Annotated in this window: 16 protein-coding genes; 6 read left to right on the top strand and 10 right to left on the bottom strand. The window is 69.5% G+C overall.

Features of this window, described 5'->3' with window-relative positions; genetic code table 11:
• Window positions 1-94: 94 nt before the first annotated feature.
• The 3 genes from trxB (at window position 95) to AB0M79_RS15530 (ending at window position 2816) form a co-directional block, all read left to right on the top strand.
• Window positions 95-1048, top strand: coding sequence for a thioredoxin-disulfide reductase (gene trxB, locus AB0M79_RS15540; RefSeq protein ID WP_364213219.1), 954 nt, complete (start codon window positions 95-97; stop codon window positions 1046-1048).
• Between the two features lie 42 nt (window positions 1049-1090).
• Entirely contained in the window at window positions 1091-1414 is a 324-nt protein-coding gene (trxA, locus tag AB0M79_RS15535) for a thioredoxin (RefSeq protein ID WP_357535146.1), read from the top strand.
• Window positions 1415-1655: 241 nt separating this feature from the next.
• Window positions 1656-2816: an N-acetylmuramoyl-L-alanine amidase gene (locus AB0M79_RS15530; protein ID WP_364213216.1), complete on the top strand. Its 1161-nt coding sequence runs from the start codon at window positions 1656-1658 to the stop codon at window positions 2814-2816.
• Window positions 2817-2842: 26 nt separating this feature from the next.
• Here AB0M79_RS15530 and AB0M79_RS15525 read toward each other — a convergent pair whose 3' ends face one another.
• Window positions 2843-3502: a GNAT family N-acetyltransferase gene (locus AB0M79_RS15525; protein WP_357535148.1), complete on the bottom strand. Its 660-nt coding sequence runs from the start codon at window positions 3500-3502 to the stop codon at window positions 2843-2845.
• A 330-nt stretch (window positions 3503-3832) separates the two neighbouring features.
• On the opposite strand from AB0M79_RS15525, the gene AB0M79_RS15520 reads away from it, so the two are divergent.
• Both AB0M79_RS15520 and AB0M79_RS15515 read left to right on the top strand, forming a co-directional pair.
• Window positions 3833-5149, top strand: coding sequence for a PLP-dependent aminotransferase family protein (locus AB0M79_RS15520; RefSeq protein ID WP_364213595.1), 1317 nt, complete (start codon window positions 3833-3835; stop codon window positions 5147-5149).
• Between the two features lie 8 nt (window positions 5150-5157).
• On the top strand, window positions 5158-6162 hold the full coding sequence (locus tag AB0M79_RS15515; RefSeq protein ID WP_364213213.1) for a D-alanine--D-alanine ligase: 1005 nt from the start codon (window positions 5158-5160) through the stop codon (window positions 6160-6162).
• Between the two features lie 122 nt (window positions 6163-6284).
• Here the strand turns inward: AB0M79_RS15515 and AB0M79_RS15510 are convergent, their stop codons facing one another.
• The 9 genes from AB0M79_RS15510 to rpmH form a co-directional block, all read right to left on the bottom strand.
• Entirely contained in the window at window positions 6285-7091 is an 807-nt protein-coding gene (locus AB0M79_RS15510; RefSeq protein ID WP_364213588.1) for a hypothetical protein, read from the bottom strand.
• A gap of 1704 nt (window positions 7092-8795) precedes the next feature.
• The gene (locus tag AB0M79_RS15505; RefSeq protein ID WP_364213585.1) at window positions 8796-9836 is read right to left on the bottom strand and encodes a ParB/RepB/Spo0J family partition protein; all 1041 of its coding nucleotides are present in this window, start codon (window positions 9834-9836) and stop codon (window positions 8796-8798) included.
• A gap of 63 nt (window positions 9837-9899) precedes the next feature.
• Window positions 9900-11243, bottom strand: coding sequence for an AAA family ATPase (locus AB0M79_RS15500; RefSeq protein WP_364213582.1), 1344 nt, complete (start codon window positions 11241-11243; stop codon window positions 9900-9902).
• A 304-nt stretch (window positions 11244-11547) separates the two neighbouring features.
• A complete protein-coding gene (gene rsmG / locus AB0M79_RS15495; protein WP_364213210.1) occupies window positions 11548-12399 on the bottom strand; it encodes a 16S rRNA (guanine(527)-N(7))-methyltransferase RsmG in 852 nt (283 codons plus the stop codon).
• An 8-nt stretch (window positions 12400-12407) separates the two neighbouring features.
• The gene (locus tag AB0M79_RS15490; RefSeq protein ID WP_364213207.1) at window positions 12408-12983 is read right to left on the bottom strand and encodes a R3H domain-containing nucleic acid-binding protein; all 576 of its coding nucleotides are present in this window, start codon (window positions 12981-12983) and stop codon (window positions 12408-12410) included.
• Window positions 12984-13176: 193 nt separating this feature from the next.
• A complete protein-coding gene (yidC, locus tag AB0M79_RS15485) occupies window positions 13177-14226 on the bottom strand; it encodes a membrane protein insertase YidC (RefSeq protein ID WP_364213204.1) in 1050 nt (349 codons plus the stop codon).
• Window positions 14223-14516, bottom strand: coding sequence for a membrane protein insertion efficiency factor YidD (gene yidD, locus AB0M79_RS15480; protein WP_364213201.1), 294 nt, complete (start codon window positions 14514-14516; stop codon window positions 14223-14225). The genes yidC and yidD overlap by 4 nt, the downstream gene beginning before the upstream one ends.
• On the bottom strand, window positions 14513-14938 hold the full coding sequence (gene rnpA, locus AB0M79_RS15475) for a ribonuclease P protein component (protein ID WP_364213198.1): 426 nt from the start codon (window positions 14936-14938) through the stop codon (window positions 14513-14515). The genes yidD and rnpA overlap by 4 nt, the downstream gene beginning before the upstream one ends.
• Before the next feature lie 39 nt (window positions 14939-14977).
• On the bottom strand, window positions 14978-15115 hold the full coding sequence (rpmH, locus tag AB0M79_RS15470; RefSeq protein ID WP_334529209.1) for a 50S ribosomal protein L34: 138 nt from the start codon (window positions 15113-15115) through the stop codon (window positions 14978-14980).
• 743 nt (window positions 15116-15858) lie between these two features.
• On the opposite strand from rpmH, the gene dnaA reads away from it, so the two are divergent.
• Entirely contained in the window at window positions 15859-17703 is a 1845-nt protein-coding gene (gene dnaA / locus AB0M79_RS15465; protein ID WP_364213579.1) for a chromosomal replication initiator protein DnaA, read from the top strand.
• Window positions 17704-18339: the final 636 nt, after the last annotated feature.

Raw genomic sequence — 18339 nt, 5'->3', positions numbered from 1 at the left:
TCTGGTCAGTGGTTGCCGTCGGCAGCTCCGGCCGGTGATCATCCGGCCCGGTGCCGACCGGCGCCGACCGCATAGACATCTCCAGGAGTTGGCAGTGGACGAGGTCCGCAACCTGATCATCATCGGCTCGGGGCCCGCCGGCTACACCGCGGCGGTCTACGCTGCCCGCGCCAATCTCAAACCGCTCGTCATCGAGGGTGTCCAGTCCGGTGGCGCGCTCATGACCACCACCGAGGTGGAAAACTTCCCCGGCTTCCCCGACGGGATCATGGGGCCGGAGCTGATGGACTCGATGCGCAAGCAGGCCGAGCGGTTCGGCGCCGAGTTCCTCACCGACGACGTGACCCGGGTCGAACTCGTCGACACCGGCGTGGTCGGCTCCGGTGCCACGAGCACGGTGTACGTCGGCGAGACCGCCTACCGCGCCAAGGCGGTCATCCTGTCGACGGGTTCCGCGTGGCGCCCGCTGGGCGTGCCGGGGGAGCAGGAATACCTCGGCCACGGCGTCTCGTCGTGTGCCACGTGTGACGGCTTCTTCTTCCGCGGTCAGCAGATCGTCGTTGTCGGCGGCGGCGACTCGGCGATGGAGGAGGCGACGTTCCTGACCCGGTTCGCGGAGTCGGTGACGATCGTGCACCGCCGCGACGAGTTCCGGGCCAGCAAGATCATGGCGGACCGGGCGCTGGGCAACGAGAAGATCCGGGTCGAGTGGAACAGCATCGTCGAGGAGATCCTCGGCGAGGACGGCAAGGTCAGCGGCGTACGTCTGCTCAACACGCACACCGGCGAGCAGAAGACGCTCGACGTCACGGGCGTCTTCGTCGCCATCGGCCACGACCCGCGCAGCGAACTCTTCCGCGGCCAGGTCGAGATGGACGACGAGGGTTACGTGAAGGTGGCCGCGCCGAGCACCCACACGAGCGTGCCGGGCGTGTTCGCCGCCGGTGACCTGGTCGACCACACCTACCGGCAGGCGATCACCGCCGCCGGCACCGGTTGCGCCGCGGCCCTGGACGCCGAGCGCTTTATCGCGACGTTGGAAGTCTGAGATCCGGATACCACCCAGCGCGGGTGCCCTGAGGAGGGTTTAGTGGGAACAACCAAGGCTGTCACCGACGCCAACTTCGTAAGCGACGTGCTCCAGTCCGACAAGCCGGTCCTGGTGGACTTCTGGGCCGAGTGGTGCGCCCCGTGCCGTAAGGTCTCGCCGCTGCTCGAAGAGATCGCGAACGAGATGGGCGACAAGGTCACCATCGTCAAGCTCAACATCGACGAGAACCCGGAGACGGCACGCGCCTACCGGGTCATGTCGGTGCCGACGCTGACCGTCTTCAAGGGGGGCCAGCCGGTGCAGTCCGTCGCCGGTGCCCGCCCGAAGGGCGACCTGGTCAAGCTGATCGAGTCGGCGCTCTGACGAAACGTCTCCCGACCGCCCCGCGTCTTAGGATGCGGGGCGGTTCTGCGTCAGGGATCCGTTTCGCGGCGTAGGCCACGGCCGCATAACGCCAACCGGGTCCGGCGGCGACCGGGCCCACGGTAGGCTCCGGAAGCGTTCCCGCCCAGGTCAGCGGCCACGTCGGGCGGGCCTCGCGGCTGACCGGTTGAGCTGATCCGTGCTGGTCCACGCGCCCAGCGCGCTCCGAGGGAGGTTGCACGTGCGTCCGATCCGACGTGGGGACCGTGGCCCGGCGGTCCGGGAGATCTGCACGATTCTCGCCGGACTCGACCTGCTCGTGGCCAGACGCGACGACAGCGACGAGTTCGAGGCGGCGACCGAGCACGCCGTACGCACCTTCCAGCAGCTACGCGGGCTCAGCGTCGACGGCCAGGTCGGCGCCGAGACGTGGCGCGCGCTCGACGCCGCCCGCTGGCGGCTCGGGGCCCGTACGCTCTACCAGGCGATTCCCGATTCGCTGGTCGGTGAGGACGTACGCACCCTCCAGGAACGGATGCTGGAGATGGGGTACGACGTCGGACGCGCCGACGGCGTCTACGGTGCCCGCACGGCCCGGGCGGTGGCCCAGTTCCAGCGCGAGGTCGGAGTCACCTCCGACGGCGCCTGCGGACCGCACACCATGAACGCGCTACGCCGGCTCGGCCGCAAGGTCATCGGTGGGCGGCCGCAGTGGCTGCGCGAATCCGACGCGTTCCAGCAGTCCGGACCCGACCTGGTCGGCAAGATGATCATCATCGACCCGGGACACGGCGGCCCCGACCCCGGCTTCGTCGTACCCGACGGAACGCTGCGCTGGTCCGAGGCCGAGCTGGCGTACGACCTCGCGGCCCGCCTCGAAGGCCGGCTCGCCGCGGCCGGGATGCGGGTCCACCTCACCCGGGGACCGGCACCGACCGCCCAGCTCACCGACCTCGCCCGCGCCCACCTGGCCAACGAACTCGGCGGCGACCTGTTCATCTCCCTGCACATCGACGGGCACGCCAACCCCGAGGCCGACGGCGTCGCCACCTACCACTACGGCACCGACAACGGCGTCACGTCGACGGTGGGGGAGCGGCTGGCCGGCCTGGTCCAGCGGGAGATCGTCATGCGTACCGGGCTGCGCGACTGCCAGACCCATGCCAAGACGTGGGAGCTGCTGCGGCTGACCCGGATGCCGGCCGTACGCGTCGAGGTCGGCTACCTGACCTCGGCCCGGGACCGCGAACGGCTGACCAACCCGCTGTTCCGCGACCAGGTGGTCGAGGCGGTCGTGGCCGCCGTACAGCGGATGTACTACCCGGTCGACCAGGACGTGCCGACCGGTTCGATCGACGTACGCGAGCTGCGGGCGATGGTCGTGGCCGGCGCCCGGGCCTGACGGCCGCGCTTCAGCCCCTCGTCGCTTCAGCCCGTCGTCGAGCGGGTCGCCGGGCGCACCGGACGCAGCAACGCCTCCGGGCTCATCGACCCGAGCAGCTTCTCCAGTGCGTATTCGACATCCGACTTCCACGACAGCGCCGTACGCAACTCCAGCCGCAGGCGCGGGAACCGGGGATGCGGACGTACGGTCTTGAAGCCGACCGACAGGAAGAAGTCGACCGGGGCCAGACAGCTGTCGCCGGGCTCGCCCGCGTCGCCGAACTTGGCGTCGCCGAACGCCTCGATCGCCTTGACCCCCCGCTTGGTGAGATCGCGCGCCACCCCCTGCACCAGCATCCGGCCCAGGCCGCCACCGGCGAACGCGGCCACCACGTGCGCGGTCGTCAGCAGCGCGGCGTCAGCCGACACCGGTGAGGTCGGGAACGCCATCGACCGAGGGACGTAGGCCGGTGGGGCGTACATGACGAACCCCGCCGGCATGCCGTCGACGTAGGCGAGCTTGCCGCATGATCCCCACTCGAGCAGCGTCTGGGAAACCCACGCCTCCTTGTCGAGGCCGGGATCACCGTTGGCGCACGCACGCTCGGCCGCCACCGGATCGAGTTCCCAGAAGACGCACTGCCGGCACGAACTGGGCAGATCTTCGAGTGTGTCGAGGGTGAGACTCACCAGACGGCGCGACATTGGCCAATCCTCAATGCGGTCGAGTAGCGAAACCACGCAGCCAGGGCAACCTGGCCACCTCCTGCTCCCAACGACGGATCGTACGCCGGAACCTCGCGCCGGGGGAGACGTCGGGTGGACTCGCCCATATCGGTGTCGCGGCTCCGGCCGCCATCCCACCCCGGTGCCGGGGACCGGTCCGGCATCTGGACAGGCCCGGTAAGGCGAGGCCATCTCACCCTTCGCCGGACTACCATCGACGGACCAGCGCCGTGTCGAAGGTTCGGCGGCGCGCGCGAAGCGAAGCGAGGTAGCCGCGTGACCGAGCGACGCGAGGGAGTCGACCGGCGCATGACCGGCACGACGCTCGACGACTACACCGACCGCTACGCCCGCCGGGTGCGGGGCATGACGGCATCGGAGATCCGGGCGCTGTTCGCCGTGGCCAGCCGTCCGGAGGTCGTGTCGCTCGCCGGCGGCGCCCCGTACATCGCCGCGCTCCCGCTGGACGCCGTCGGCGAGATGCTCGGCCGGCTCGGCTCCGAGCACGGTGTCTCGACCCTCCAGTACGGCATCGGCCAGGGCACCCTCGAACTGCGCGAACGCATCTGCGAGGTGATGGCGCTGTCCGGCATCGACGGCCGGTGCGGCGCCTCGCCCGAGGACGTCGTGGTGACCGTCGGCGGCCAGCAGGCACTCGACCTCGTGGCCCGGCTCTTCCTCGACCCCGGCGACGTGGTGCTCGCCGAAGGCCCCACCTACGTCGGGGCGCTCGGCGTCTTCCAGGCCGCCCAGGCTCAGGTCTGCCACGTGCCCATGGACGCCGACGGGCTGATCCCCGAGGCGCTCGAGGCCGCCATCGCCGAGCAGGCCCGTGCCGGCCGCCGGGCGAAGTTCCTCTACACGATCCCGACCTACCAGAACCCGGCCGGCGTCACTCTCACCGAAGAGCGCCGCGAACGGGTGCTCGACATCTGCGAGCGGGCCGGCCTGCTGGTGGTCGAGGACGACCCGTACGGGCAGCTCGGTTTCGACGGCGAGGCGCCCGCGCCGCTGCGGGCCCGGCGCCGGGACGGCGTCTTCTACCTGAGCACGTTCTCCAAGACGTTCGCGCCGGGCCTGCGGGTCGGCTGGATCCTGGCCCCGCACGCCGTACGCGACAAGCTCGTCATCGCCAGCGAGGCGCAGATCCTGTGCCCGAGCGCGTTCGCGCAGGCCACGGTCACCACCTACCTGTCGACGATGCCGTGGCGCGAGCAGCTCAAGACCTACCGCGAGGTCTACCGGGAGCGCCGCGACGCGCTGCTGGACGCGCTCACCGACCTGATGCCGGCCGGCACCACCTGGACCCGGCCCGAGGGCGGCCTGTTCGTGTGGGCCAGCCTGCCCGAAGGGCTCGACGCCAAGGCGATGATGCCGCGTGCCATCGCGGCCCGGGTCGCGTACGTGCCCGGCACCGGTTTCTACGCCGACGGATCCGGCGGCGGCAACATGCGGCTCAACTTCTCCTTCCCCCCGCCGGAGCGGATCCGCGAGGGCGTGCGCCGGCTGGCCGGCGTGATGGAGCAGGAGATGGCGATGCAACAGGTCTTCGGCACGGTGAGCGGCAACCCGATCCGCCGCCGTGGGCAGGCCGGGGCGGATACGCCGGGTCCCGACTTGGCATGATCTCCGGCATGGGTACGCACTCTGCCGCCGCCGCTCCGGGCAACCTCTCCACCACCACCCCGCTCTCCGACCTGCACGTGCTGGTGCTCGCCGGTGGGCTGTCGTACGAGCGGGACGTGTCCCTGAAATCCGGGCGGCGAGTGCTCGACGCACTGCGGTCGGTCGGCATCGACGCCGAGTTGCGCGACGCCGACGTGACGCTGCTGCCGGCCCTGCAGGCCGACCCACCGGACGCCGTGGTGATCGCGCTGCACGGGGCCACCGGCGAGGACGGCTCCCTGCGCGGCGTACTCGACCTGTGCGACGTCCCGTACGTCGGCTGCGACGCCCGCGCCTCCCGCCTCGCCTGGGACAAGCCGTCCGCGAAGGCGGTGCTGCGCGAGGCCGCCATCCCGACCCCGGACTGGGTGGCCCTGCCGCACGACCGGTTCTCCGAACTGGGCGCGGTCGCCGTCCTCGACCGGATCGCCGGCCGGCTCGGGCTGCCGCTGATGGTCAAGCCGGCCCAGGGCGGTTCGGGTCTCGGTGCCGCCGTCGTACGCGAGCCCAGCGCGCTGCCGGCCGCGATGGTCGGCTGTTTCGCGTACGACTCGACGGCGCTGGTCGAGCGGTACGTCGCCGGCATGGACGTCGCGGTCTCGGTCGTCGACCTCGGCGCCGGACCGCAGGCCCTGCCCGCCGTGGAGATCGTGCCCCGCAACGGCGTCTACGACTACGCGGCCCGCTACACCGCCGGGCTGACCACCTGGCACGCCCCGGCCCGGCTCGACGACGCGGTCGCCGTACGGGTGGCGGAAACCGCGCTGGCCGCGCACACCGCCCTCGGGCTACGCGACCTGTCCCGCGTCGACATGATCGTCGACGGGGACGGCCAGCCGCACGTGCTCGAGGTCAACGTATCGCCAGGGATGACCGAGACCTCGCTCCTGCCGCTGGCCGTGCAGGCGGCCGGACTCGACTTCGGCAAACTGCTGGCGACCCTGGTGTCCCGGGCCGCGGCCCGGCCGGCCTGACATCTCGTACGGCTGCTCCGCTCCCGGCGGCGGCTGCCCCCGGCGGTTCGGTTCTACTCCCGGCAGTGGCTGCCCTTGGCGGTTGGACGCCGCTCCCGGCGGTGGTAGCCCCGCCGGGTCTGTCAGCGACCGATCGGCTGGGCGGGTGCGCCTGGGTCGGCGGGCTCGATCGGGTCTTCTTCGTCGCCTCCGGCCTCGCTCACGCCGGCACGGCTGGCCGTGCCCGTCGTCACCGGTTCCCCGGCCCGGTCTTCGGTTGGCGCCTTCTCGGCTTGCGGCTCGTGACTCGTCGGCTTTTCGGCTGCCGTCTCCTCGGTCGGTTGCTTGGTAGACATCGCGGCCGGCGGGCCGGCCGGGTTGTCGCTTGCGGTGCCGACGCCCCGTGCCCCGTCGGACTCGGCTCGGTCAGCCCTGGTCCCGTCGGACTCGGCGCCGTCGGGCTCGGCGCCGTCGGGCTCGGCGCCGTCGGGCTCGGCGCCGTCGGGCTCGGCGCCGTCGGGCTCGGCGCCGTCGGGCTCGGTGCCGTTGGTCGAGGCTTCGGCTGCCGACGCCTGCTGGGTAAGGCTGGACGGTGCCAGCCACTGGATACGCGGCGGCTCGGCGAGCGGCCGGCCACCGAACTCGGCAAGCCACGCGGCCACCAGGGCCAGGTTCTCCCGCCATTGGCCCTCGGGAATCGGCGGCAGGATGGCGTCCCAGAGGGAGAGGAACGTGCCGCGCAACTGCAGCCGGCCGTGCGGGCGGGCCAGGAACCACAGGTGCAGGTGAGCGGAACCGTCACCCCATCGGTTGACGTGCACCCGGGCGACACCGTCGAGTGACCGGATCGCCCGCTCCAGGCGGACCGTCATCACGCCCAACTCGGCGGCAAGCAGGTTGGGCAGGTCGCCCAGATCCAGGTGTGAACGGGATTCGAGAATGAGCACCATCGGCAGGCCGGTCGGACGATCCATTGCCCGGACTCGCCACCGTTCGCTCACCCAGATGTACGCCTCGTCGGGCGCGTTGCAGGCGGTGCATTCTCGCGAGCCCTCGCCCTTTCGCGCCGGCTCGACGTCGACCGGATCGTCGAGGGCCTTGACGCGGAGTTCGCCTTCGAACGGAAAGGAAGGCCACCTGGTGAAGTCTGGAACCGGGGCGGGGGTGTCGGACACGACGCTGACCCTAACCGAGTTGTCGATGACTGTCCTTCCCCGTTTCGGGCGAGCGTCCGGACTTCCGCGAGGCATCGGAGTCGATCCGTACCGACCGTCACGGAGTGGGTTGGCGCCCGTAATCCACAGGCTCATCCACCGGTCTACACGCGGTTTCACGTGAAACAGGCCACCCTGTGGATAACTTCTGTGGATAACTTTTGGGCCGCTGTGAGGCGGGTCCGCATCCGTCACCGCCGACCGCCAGAGGCTTCTTCGGCGTGGTTTCCACCGGGGCGGGCGGGCCGAAAAATGAGGCGGGGAAACGGTGTCAGCCGAGGTTCGGACTCCCGGTCGCAAGTTGAAGAGAGCTGTCTGGTGGATCGGTCGACGGTTGGTCCGGACGTCTGTCGGGCGGTCGGGCCCGGGCTGCCATCGCCGGTGACGGGGGAGTTATCCACAGGCGACCGCCCCTGGCGAGCGACGGGCCTCGCCTCGCTCCGGGAATCCGCTCTGGCTCGCCGGGTGCGGCTCGGACTTCCTGTTTCACGTGGAACGAGGAGACGTCTGGCGGGACGGACGGTCATCGGTCGGGTCGTTGCAAGAGGCTGCCTTTAGACGTCGACCGTTGCTATGGGCGTCCATCGCTGCACCGGGTCGATCACTGCCCAGGAGCGGAGATGGTTGCCTTGGGCTCGTCCGAGAAGCCGAGGCAGGCGGGGGCAACAGTTGCCAATCCTGTTCTGTGGATCAAGGAGTCGGTGGGTTCGGATCAATCGCGGTCCCGGCATCACTCGCAGAAGCGACCGGTGGGTCGGCCTCGGCGATACCCGGGACGGACGCCTGGTGCGGGGCGCTCGGGGCGGATCGGTTACCACCGCATCGCGTCGCCTGCGCTCCGGCGTGCTCCGCGCTCGTCGGCGCACACACGACCCGGGCCTCGGCCAGGTCGGTAGCGGGCCGCCCGGCTGGGTTGCCAGGGCAGGCTCGCTGTGACCACACCTCTGTGACGCACCGCCCGAGACCAAGCGCCAGACCAAGCCGGCAAGACCAACGAGACAAGGCGCCCGAGACAGGGAAGCGCCAGACAGGTGACCGGAGAAGGGAGCCCGAGGGCATCACGGACGAGCACGGGCACCAGCAGGAGTAGAGCAAGGGTGCCCTCGCCTCCGCCGGTCAGCCAGCTACGGCCCAACCGGGAATCGGGCGCGGGACCGCACTGGCCCCATACGACCTCTCCGCCAGCGCTCTAGTCATTCCCTGGCCATGGTCGCCGCTTCGAACGTCGAGACAGGCCCCGCCCGGCCCGCGGGGGCAGGACGCCCTCACCTGACCTGAGAACCAACGCACTGCGATGGTCACGCCCCGCCCCTGAGCATCGCACCTCTCGTTTCGAGCATCGACGCTCCGTTTCACGTGAAACGGAGCGCAAGGCATCAACCCTGAAAACGACGATGGCCGCCACCCAGGCGGGTGGCGGCCATCGCTACGGCGGCGACGTCAGCTTTCCGGCTGCCCCTCGCCGTCCATGCCGATGATGCCCACGATCCGTTCGAGATCGTCGACCGTGGCAAACTCAATCGTGATCTTGCCCTTGCTGCGCCCGATGTCGACCTTCACCCGGGTGTCGAACCGGTCGGAAAGCCGGTCGGCCAGATCGGTCAGGGCCGGCGCGTGCGGCTTGGGTCGCCGGGGAGCGGGAGCCTTCTGCTGAGGTCCGTCAGCGAGAGCAATCTTGACTAGTTCCTCGGTCGCCCGTACCGACAGTTCTTCCGCCACGATCCGCCGGGCCAGGTTGTCCTGGGCGTCCGCGTCATCGAGACCGAGCAGCGCGCGGGCGTGCCCGGCCGACAGCACCCCGGCCGCCACCCGGAGCTGCACCTGGGGCGGCAGGTTCAGCAGCCGGATCGTGTTCGAGATCTGCGGTCGACTGCGTCCGATGCGGCGGGCCAACTCGTCGTGGGTCGCGCCGAACTCTTCGAGCAGTTGCTGATAGGCGGCAGCCTCTTCAAGCGGGTTGAGGTTCGCGCGGTGGATGTTCTCCAGAAGGGCGTCGCGAAGCATCGCGTCGTCCTTGGTTTCCCGGACGATGGCCGGAATCGTCTCGTGCCCGACCGCCTGCGCTGCCCGCCAGCGACGCTCGCCCATGACCAGCTCGTAGCGGTCCGAAGCGAGTTCCCGTACGACGATGGGCTGCAGGAAACCGACTTCCTGGATCGAGGTCGTCAGCTCCTCCAAAGCCTCTTCGTCGAAGATCTGGCGCGGCTGCTTTGGGTTGGGTTCGATCGACCCGACCGGGATCTCGGCGAACCGGGCCCCCGGAACCGGCGCAAGCTCCGGGGACGGGTCGGCAACCGGCGGGGCCGGTGCCGGGGGAGTGGCCGGCGGTTCGGCGCTCTGCGGCGCGGTCGGGGTCGGGGTCGTCTGCTCCGGCTCGACCATTGGCGGCTCGACGGTGGCCACCGACGCTGTCGGCGGCGGAGCGGTCGGAATCAGGGCTCCAAGCCCTCGCCCCAGCCCGCCTCGCGGACGGTTCTTCATGCCACGCCTCCCACCGAGTTGTCCGGCCAACCAATTTCGGCCGAGGGGTTCGTCGTACCCGGTCTAGGCATTGTGGCCGGCGACCTTGTCGACCCCGCGTTCCGCGATCTCCAGAGCCGCCTCGAAGTAGCTCGTTGCGCCCCGCGATCCGGGATCGTAAGTCATGACCGACTGGCCGTAACTCGGAGCCTCCGACACCCGCACGTTACGGGGAATGACGGTTTGCAGCACCTTGTCGCCGAAGTGGTTGCGGACATCCTGCTCGACCGCGTCCGCAAGGCGGGTACGGCGGTCGTACATGGTCAGGATGATGGTCGACACGTCGAGGTTCGGGTTGAGGTGCTGACGCACCAGGTTGATGTTGTTGATCAGTTGGTTGAGCCCTTCGAGCGCGTAGTACTCGCACTGGATGGGGATCAGTACCTCCTGCGCCGCGACGAGCGCGTTGACCGTCAGCAGCCCGAGCGAGGGCGGGCAGTCGATGAAGACGTAGTCGAACGGCTCCGGGTGGCCGGCGATAGCTCTCGCGAGCCGCGATTCGCGGGCGACGACCGACACCAGCTCGATCTCCGCACCGGCGAGGTCGATCGTGGCCGGCACGCACCACAGGTTGGGGATGCCCTCGACCTGCTGGGCAACCTCGGCCAGGGGCACGTTGTCGATCAGGCAGTCGTACACGTCGGAGATGCCCGCGTGGTGCGGCACGTTCAGACCCGTCGAGGCGTTGCCCTGCGGATCCAGATCCACCACGAGTACCCGGTTGCCGTGCAGCGCGAGCGCCACGGCCAGGTTTACGGTCGTCGTGGTCTTACCCACGCCACCCTTCTGATTCGCGACGCACATGATCCGTGGCCGGTCCGGGCGGGGCATGGTCACCTCGCCGCTCGGGTTCAGGATCTGCACGGCGCGCAATGCCTCCATAGCCAACGGTGGATCATCCTCTTCGCGTGACTGGGTTTCACGTGAAACGTACGCGTCGGCCACGGGTTCCTCGGTGAATGGTCGGGGCGCGGTCGTCGGCGTGTCGGCCTCAACCGGCGGATTCAACATTTGGGGGACAGGCGCCGCGCTGGCGGACGAGTGGGGGCGGGGCGTCGGTGCCGGGCGACGAGCCGGCGCGTCCATAACTCCGGCTCGGGCATCCCCGATACGGTCGTCCGCCGGCAAGGCCGGTCCGTCGACCGGATGCGGGACGGCGAAAGGGTCGGCAAGTGCGCCGCCGCGGGGCTGGGGAACGGAGCGGTCCTCGGTCAACGCCTCGCGAATTCCATCGGAGAACGCCTGAACTGTTGGATGGAGGCGACCGTCACTCGACCAACCGTCGTGGCCTGTTTCACGTGAAACAGTCGGGCCGGCGGAGCCATGACCGCTACGTCTGTGATCGTCGTACCTACCGTTGTCATGCACCGTGTCATCCCTGTCCGGTTCGGATGGGTCGGCACCGCCAGCGCTCTCGTCCGCGCTTTCGGGCGAAGTGTGCGGCCCGGCAAGAAGCGGCGGAGGCGTTGACACGTCGCCCTCCACCGCGCGGTCCGCACTATCGACGCGCGGCCAGCCTACGGCCGAATGGGTAGTCGTGGCCACGGGTGTCCGCCACGTGACGCCGTCCGGCACCCGGTAGTGGGAGGTCAAAAGCCCGGAAATCGCCCACAACCGCCTGGTTTCTTGCCCCAGGGTCAGACCGGTCACACCGCACGCCGCAAGTGACGTCTCAGCCTCGGCGGGCCCGCTTCCGGCCGGCGTTAGCGCCCGAACCGGGCCGGGCAGCCGTACGCCGTGCCGACCTGGACCGCGCCGACACGATCTCGCGCTCTCGGACGATCTCCACCACGGTCGTCGGCGGGTCGACAAGACCGACTCCGCAGTGCCGTACGACCGGTGCGCCGCCGCCCAGCCGGTCGACCGCGTCCCGATGCTCAGCCACCTCGTCCGGTGCGGAGTTGCCCTTCAACGCGACCAACCTGCCACCGACGGCTGCCAGTGGCAGGCACCAGCCGGCAAGCCGGTCGAGGGGTGCGACCGCTCGTGCGGTGACGACGTCGGCAGGGGAGAAGTCCGCGTCGGCGAACTCCTCGGCCCGGCCCCGCTGCACCGTCACCGTTCCGTCGAGCCCGAGTCTGTCCACCGCTTCGTCGAGAAAGGCGGTACGTCGGGCGAGCGGCTCGACCAGGACGACGGAGAGGTCTGGTCGGGCCACCGCGAGCACGAGACCGGGCAGGCCGGCACCCGAGCCGACGTCGACCACGCGCGCGCCGGTCGGAATCAGCTCCGCGACGGCGGCGCAGTTGAGCAGGTGCCGGCCCCAGATGCGGGGGGCCTCCCGCGGCCCGATCAGGCCACGTACGACCCCCTCGGTCGCCAGCAGTTCCGCGTAGGCGGCGGCAAGGGGAAGCCGATCACCGAAGAGCGTCCCCGCCGCCTCGACGAGATCGTCGGGAAGGGGCACCGAACCGCCCGTGGACGGGCGCGGGGGCCGCTCGGCCGACGGCACCGACTGATACGGCCCGGGCGGCGTGACGCCACCCGGGCCGGACGCGGCTGGTGCCGCTGGGTCGTTCGTCATATCAGCTTTCAGTCCGCGAGACGGACGATGATCCGGCGGTTGGGCTCGACACCCTCCGACTCGCTCTGCACGCCGGCGAGTGCGTTGACCACGTCGTGGACGCACTTGCGCTCGAAGGCGGACATCGGCTCGAGGCGTACGTCTTCGCCGTACTCCTTGACCTTCTCCACAGCGTTGCGTGCGACCGCGGCCAGTTCCTTGCGCCGGCTGGCCCGGTATCCGCCGACGTCTAGCAGCAGGCGACTCGGCGTGCCGGTCTGCCGGAACACCGCGAGACGGGTCAGTTCCTGAAGGGCCTCGACGGTGGCACCGCGCTGACCGACCAGCGGCTGGAGCCGGTCGCCGACCACCTCGACCACCGGCCGCCCGCCGGACACCAGCTCGTCGATGTCGCCGTCGTAGTCGAGGATGTCCAGGAGCCCTTCGACATAGTCCGCGGCGATCTCGCTCTGCCGGAAGAGCTCGGCGTCACTCGTGGCCTTGGACTCCTCGGCGCCGGCGTCGCTGGTGCCTTCGGTCTGGGCCACGGCCGACTCGGCCTGCTCTTCTGAAACTTCGGTGCGGGGAGTGCTGGTGTCGGTCACGTGTCATCTCCGTACTCGGTCGGCCGGACCAGTCACGGTCGGCTGGTTTCCGTGACCGGCGAAGATCGCCGACGGTCACGGCACGTCTACGTGGGGGCGTGGTGCTCGGTGCCAGGGGAGCGCCTCGAAGTCGGGTCCCGGCCCGGGACCCTAGGCCGGCAGCGAGGGCTGCCGGCCCGACGTTCGGTCAGCTTCAACCCTGGCGTTTCGCGGGCCGCCCCTTCTTCGGGTTGACCGGCTTGGCACCCGGCTTGGGGGCCAGTGCCTTGGTGTCGACCGCCGGCTTCGCCTCCGGCTGCGTGCCGTTGGCCTTGCCACGGCCGAAAAGGCCGGCGGGCTTCGCGGGCTGGCCGGTCCCGGCCTTGCCGGTGCCCGGCTTGCTCAGGTTGGCCTTGCCGGTGCCCGGCTTGCCCGCACCCGGCTTACCCGTTCCGGCCTTGCCGGTGGCGGTCACCAGCGGCGGGAACTTACGCAGCACCCACTGCTGCTGGCCGAGCGTGAAGAGGTTGTTCGTCACCCAGTAGATGATCACACCGATGGGGAAGATCGCGCCGGAAATCAGCAGCGAAGCGGGGATGCCGTAGAGCATCAGGCGCTGGATCATCCGCTGCTGCGGGTCTTCGGCCCAGCCGGTCTTGAGGATCATCTGCCGGCTGGTCAGGTAGGTGGTGGCGATCATGATGCAGACCAGCACACCGGCCATGATCTTGACCGTGGTGCCGTCGGCACCCATCCGGGCCAGTTCCTCGGCGGTCGAACCGAACTTGCCGGAGATCGGCGCGGTGAACAGCGTCGCACTGGCCGCGCTGTCGAACTGGTCGGCGGTCCAGCCGTACAGCGTCTTGCCCTGGTTGTCCGGGCTGAGCCGGCGGAGCACGTGGAAGAGGCCGAGGAACACCGGGATCTGAAGGAACATCGGAAGGCAGCCCATGAGCGGGTTGGCCTTTTCCTTCCGGTAGAGCTCCATCATCTCCTGCTGGAGCGACTCCCGGTCACCCTTGTGCTTCTCCTGCAGCTCCTTGACCTTGGGCTGGAGCGCCTGCATCGCCCGCTGCGATTTGATCTGCTTGACGAAGACCGGGAAGAGGATCACCCGTACGGTGACCACCAGGAACACGATGGCAAGGATCCAGGACCAGTTCGTGCCCAGGACCATCGTCGCCGGCACCCCGATCGCGTCCCACGCGGAATGCCAAAGCAGCAGGATCCACGAGATCGCCCAGTAGATCCAGTCGAGACTCAATTCGGGGCTCCAGTCACATCAGCACGACGGCGGCTGCCCGGCTCCGGCACCGGGTCATACCCACCGGGGTGGAAGGGGTGGCAGCGCAACAGCCGCCGGACCGCCAGCAGAAATCCCCGTAGCGCACCGTGTCGCTCCACCGCCTGGAGGGCGTAGGCGCTGCACGACGGGTAGAACCGACAGCGGGCCGGCAGCGCCGGGCTTATCCAACGACGGTACGCGATGACGGGTCCTGCCAGCATTCGGGCGCCGAGTGTCATGCGTCGCGGGGAGTCGTGGTCGCCGCTCATCGGCGCGACCGGGAGGCTCGTCGGGGCGTCCGCGCGGCGGTCAGCGCCGCGTCGAGGTCTGCCGCGAGCCGGCCGTACGGCACCTCGGCCGCGCTCGGCAGCGCCCGCACCACAAGAGTCGAGCCGGCCGGCAGGGTGTCGATCCGCTCCCGGACCAGATGGCGGAGCCGGCGCCGGACAAGATTGCGTACGACCGCACCACCGACCGCCTTGGACACGACGAAGCCGGCACGCGACGGGGGAGATCCGCTCTCCACCCCGGCGTCGCGTGCCGGCTTCGTGACTGCTAGTTGTCCAGGCCCGTCTGTCTCGCGGCCGAGATCGAGGTGAACGACCACCGAACCGCGGTTGGCCCGCCGCCCGGCGCGCATCGCTGCGGCAAACTCTCTGCTGTGCCGCAGTCGATGCGAGGTCGCCAGCACGACTGCCTACTACATCTTCCGGACCGGGACTGCCAGCCCTCAGGCTGACAGGCGGGCGCGGCCCTTCGAGCGGCGGGTGGCAAGGATCGCGCGGCCGGCCCGGGTGCGCATGCGCAGCCGGAAGCCGTGGGTCTTCGCGCGCCGGCGGTTGTTCGGCTGGTAGGTGCGCTTGCTCACGTCAGGCTCTCCGTCTTCGTGCGCGCGGACGGCGACCCGTCCGAGTTCGTGTCATGTCTGGCGTCGGTGCTACCGCTTGCCGGCCGCTGGACTGCCCCACCCAATCCCTTGATCTCAAAGTTCGGATCGGGGTCCGGGTCTTCCTGCTTCCGTCCGGGTCTTCCTGCTTTGCCGAGCTGTTTCTTCCCCCGAGCCCACCTCGCACACGAGGCCGCTCGAACAAGCAACCGCCACCCTATCAGGAGGGCGACGGCACAGCCGCTCCAGCCTACGCACGGCCACAACTACCGTCAAACGTCCGCCCCGGCGCCACGCCGGGGTGCGGACGGGCGGACCAGCGGCTCCGCCCCGGGGCGGTTTTCACTGATGGCGCCAACGCCCGGGTGTGGACGGCGGTTGAAGGGTTGTGGACAACGCTGTTAGCGTGCCCGATTGCCGGTCGGCATGCTCGGGGGGCCAGGGATTGCCGCAGATGGGGGCAAAACTGGGCGAGGTGGTCGATCGTTCGGCACGGTGAAGCCGTATCAGCGGTGGATCCGGCACCATCCGGGCCTGACAGGCGCCACCCGGGAAGCCACAATCGGTCGGTACACAGGCTGTGGATAACTTGTGGACAACGGGTCCAACGGTCGAATCACCGCACGACATCGTGCCTGGTGGCCGACCAACACCGGGCGGCCAGGTCCACAGACCAGCGGCAGCCGGTACTCAGATGCGATGGGGGTGGCGCGACGGTGACCGACATGGTCGACCTTGCCGCGGTCTGGACTGCTGCTACCGACGAACTCGCCGACGAGATCGTCTCAGCCCAGCAGCGTGCCTATCTCCGCATGACCCGGCTGCGCGCCATCGTCGAGGACACCGCCCTGCTCGCCGTACCCGACGCCTTCACCCGGGATGTCATCGAGTCGCGCCTGCGGCCCGCCATCACCGAGGCCCTGTCCCGCCGGCTCGGCCGGTCGATCCAGGTTGCCGTCACCGTACGGGCACCCGAAGACGGTCAACCGCGCACCAACGGGACGGTCTACGGCAGCGCCGCGGTGCCGGACAGTACCTCCTTCCCGGTGCAGCCCGTCCTCGCGCGCTTCCCGACCGAGCAGGTCGACCGGCCGCCACCACACGTCGAGTTGCCGATGCCGCCGAACGGTTCGGCGCAGCACCCCGGTGCCGGGTCGGGCCACCATCCCGCCGCGTCCGGCCGGCCGGACGCCGACCAGCACGCCAAGCCGCCGACCGGCACCGGCCCCGACCGCGGCGGCACACAGGACGCGCTGTTCGCGGCGCCGTACCCGCAGCCGTACGTGGAGCCCGGGCCGCCGCCCGCGGCTCCACACCTGTCCGGGCCGCCCGCCCCGCACCACGAGCGGCGCGACGCCCGGCCCGACCCGCCGGAGCGCACCTACCGCGGCGAAGCGGCCGGGCTGCGTATCGACGAGCCGACCATCCGCAATCTGGGCAGCGGGACCGACAGCGGTCCTGGCCGCGCCCAGAACCGCGACGCCGACCTGCGGCTGCCGGGCCGCGACGACCGCCGCCCGGGCGCCACGCCCGACAGCGGCGGCAACCGGCTCAACCCGAAGTACATGTTCGAGACGTTCGTCATCGGCTCGTCGAACCGGTTCGCGCACGCCGCCTCGGTCGCCGTCTCCGAATCGCCGGCCAAGGCGTACAACCCGCTGTTCATCTACGGCAGTTCGGGGCTGGGCAAGACACACCTGCTCCACGCCATCGGCCACTACGCGCAGACCCTGGGCAACGCCCGGTCGGTGCGGTACGTCTCCACCGAGGAATTCACCAACGACTTCATCAACTCGCTGCGCGACGACAAGACCAGCGCCTTCCAGCGGCGCTACCGCGACGTCGACATCCTCCTGATCGACGACATCCAGTTCCTGGAGAACCGCGAACGGACGCAGGAGGAGTTCTTCCACACCTTCAACACCCTGCACAACGCCAACAAGCAGATCGTGATCACGTCCGACCGGTCGCCGCGGCAGTTGGCGACGCTGGAGGACCGGATGCGTACCCGGTTCGAATGGGGGCTGCTGGCCGACATCCAGCCGCCCGACCTGGAGACCCGTATCGCGATCCTGCAGAAGAAGGCGGCCCAGGAGCGGCTCTACGCCCCACCGGACGTGCTGGAGTTCATCGCCTCCCGGGTGTCGAACTCGATCCGTGAACTCGAGGGCGCGCTGATCCGGGTGACCGCGTTCGCCAGCCTGACCCACACCGCGGTCGAGCTGGCCCTGGCCGAAGAGGTACTACGCGACTTCATCCCCGACGGTCAGGGTCCGGAGATCACCGCCGACCAGATCATGGCGGCGACCGCCGACTACTTCGGGGTGAGCCTGGAGGACCTGCGTGGGCACTCCCGCTCCCGGGTGCTGGTCAACGCCCGTCAGGTCGCCATGTATCTGTGCCGGGAGCTGACCGAGCTGTCGCTGCCCCGGATCGGCCAGGCGTTCGGCGGCCGCGACCACACCACGGTCATGCACGCCGACCGCAAGATCCGGCAACAGATGGCCGAACGCCGGCTGCTCTACAACCAGATCGCCGAGCTGACCAACCGGATCAAGCAGAACTCCTGACACCCGGTAACCCCTGGTAGTGGATCAGTCGCTGATCCAGGTGTGGATAACCGCCGTCGGTGGAGTCCGAGCCCGAAGCGCCCCGTCCCAGCTGTGGACGGGGCGCTTCTTGTCCACCGGTTGTCCACACTGTCCACAGGTCGTTATCCACGACGGTGGACAGCGCGACGACGACCAGCAGCCACTTACCCACAACCTGTGGATAACTCCTGTGGAAACGACTGTGGACGTACACGGAGGGTAAGCAACTTACCCACAGGCCAGGGCGAGCTGTGGGAAACCTGTTGAAGGATCTGGGGAAAACTAATCCTGATCTTCACTCGACGATCCACACCCTTGGGGAAAAACCTTGTGGAAACCCTGTGGATTGCCGGTGAGCAGTTGTGGACAACCGGGCAACAGTCGGGGCCTGTGGATGAAACGGCCAGTTTGAACCCTGGTTATCCCCAGGCAACCCACCGGTGGATAACGGGACTGAGCTGGGAAAACTCTAGTTCTCCACAGAATCCACAACACCGATGAAGACGATGAGAGATTTTTCTAATAGAGATCAAAACCCAATCATCAGCGTTGTGGATTCTGTGGACCGGCCGACGGCCGGCCCATCGAGAGACATCCGAACGGACGAAGCACCGG

The sequence above is a fragment of the Polymorphospora sp. NPDC051019 genome (assembly GCF_040683055.1).
Lineage (GTDB): Bacteria > Actinomycetota > Actinomycetes > Mycobacteriales > Micromonosporaceae > Polymorphospora > Polymorphospora lycopeni.
Note: the sequence above shows the minus strand (reverse complement) of the source record. Positions and strands in the feature narration are given on the sequence as shown.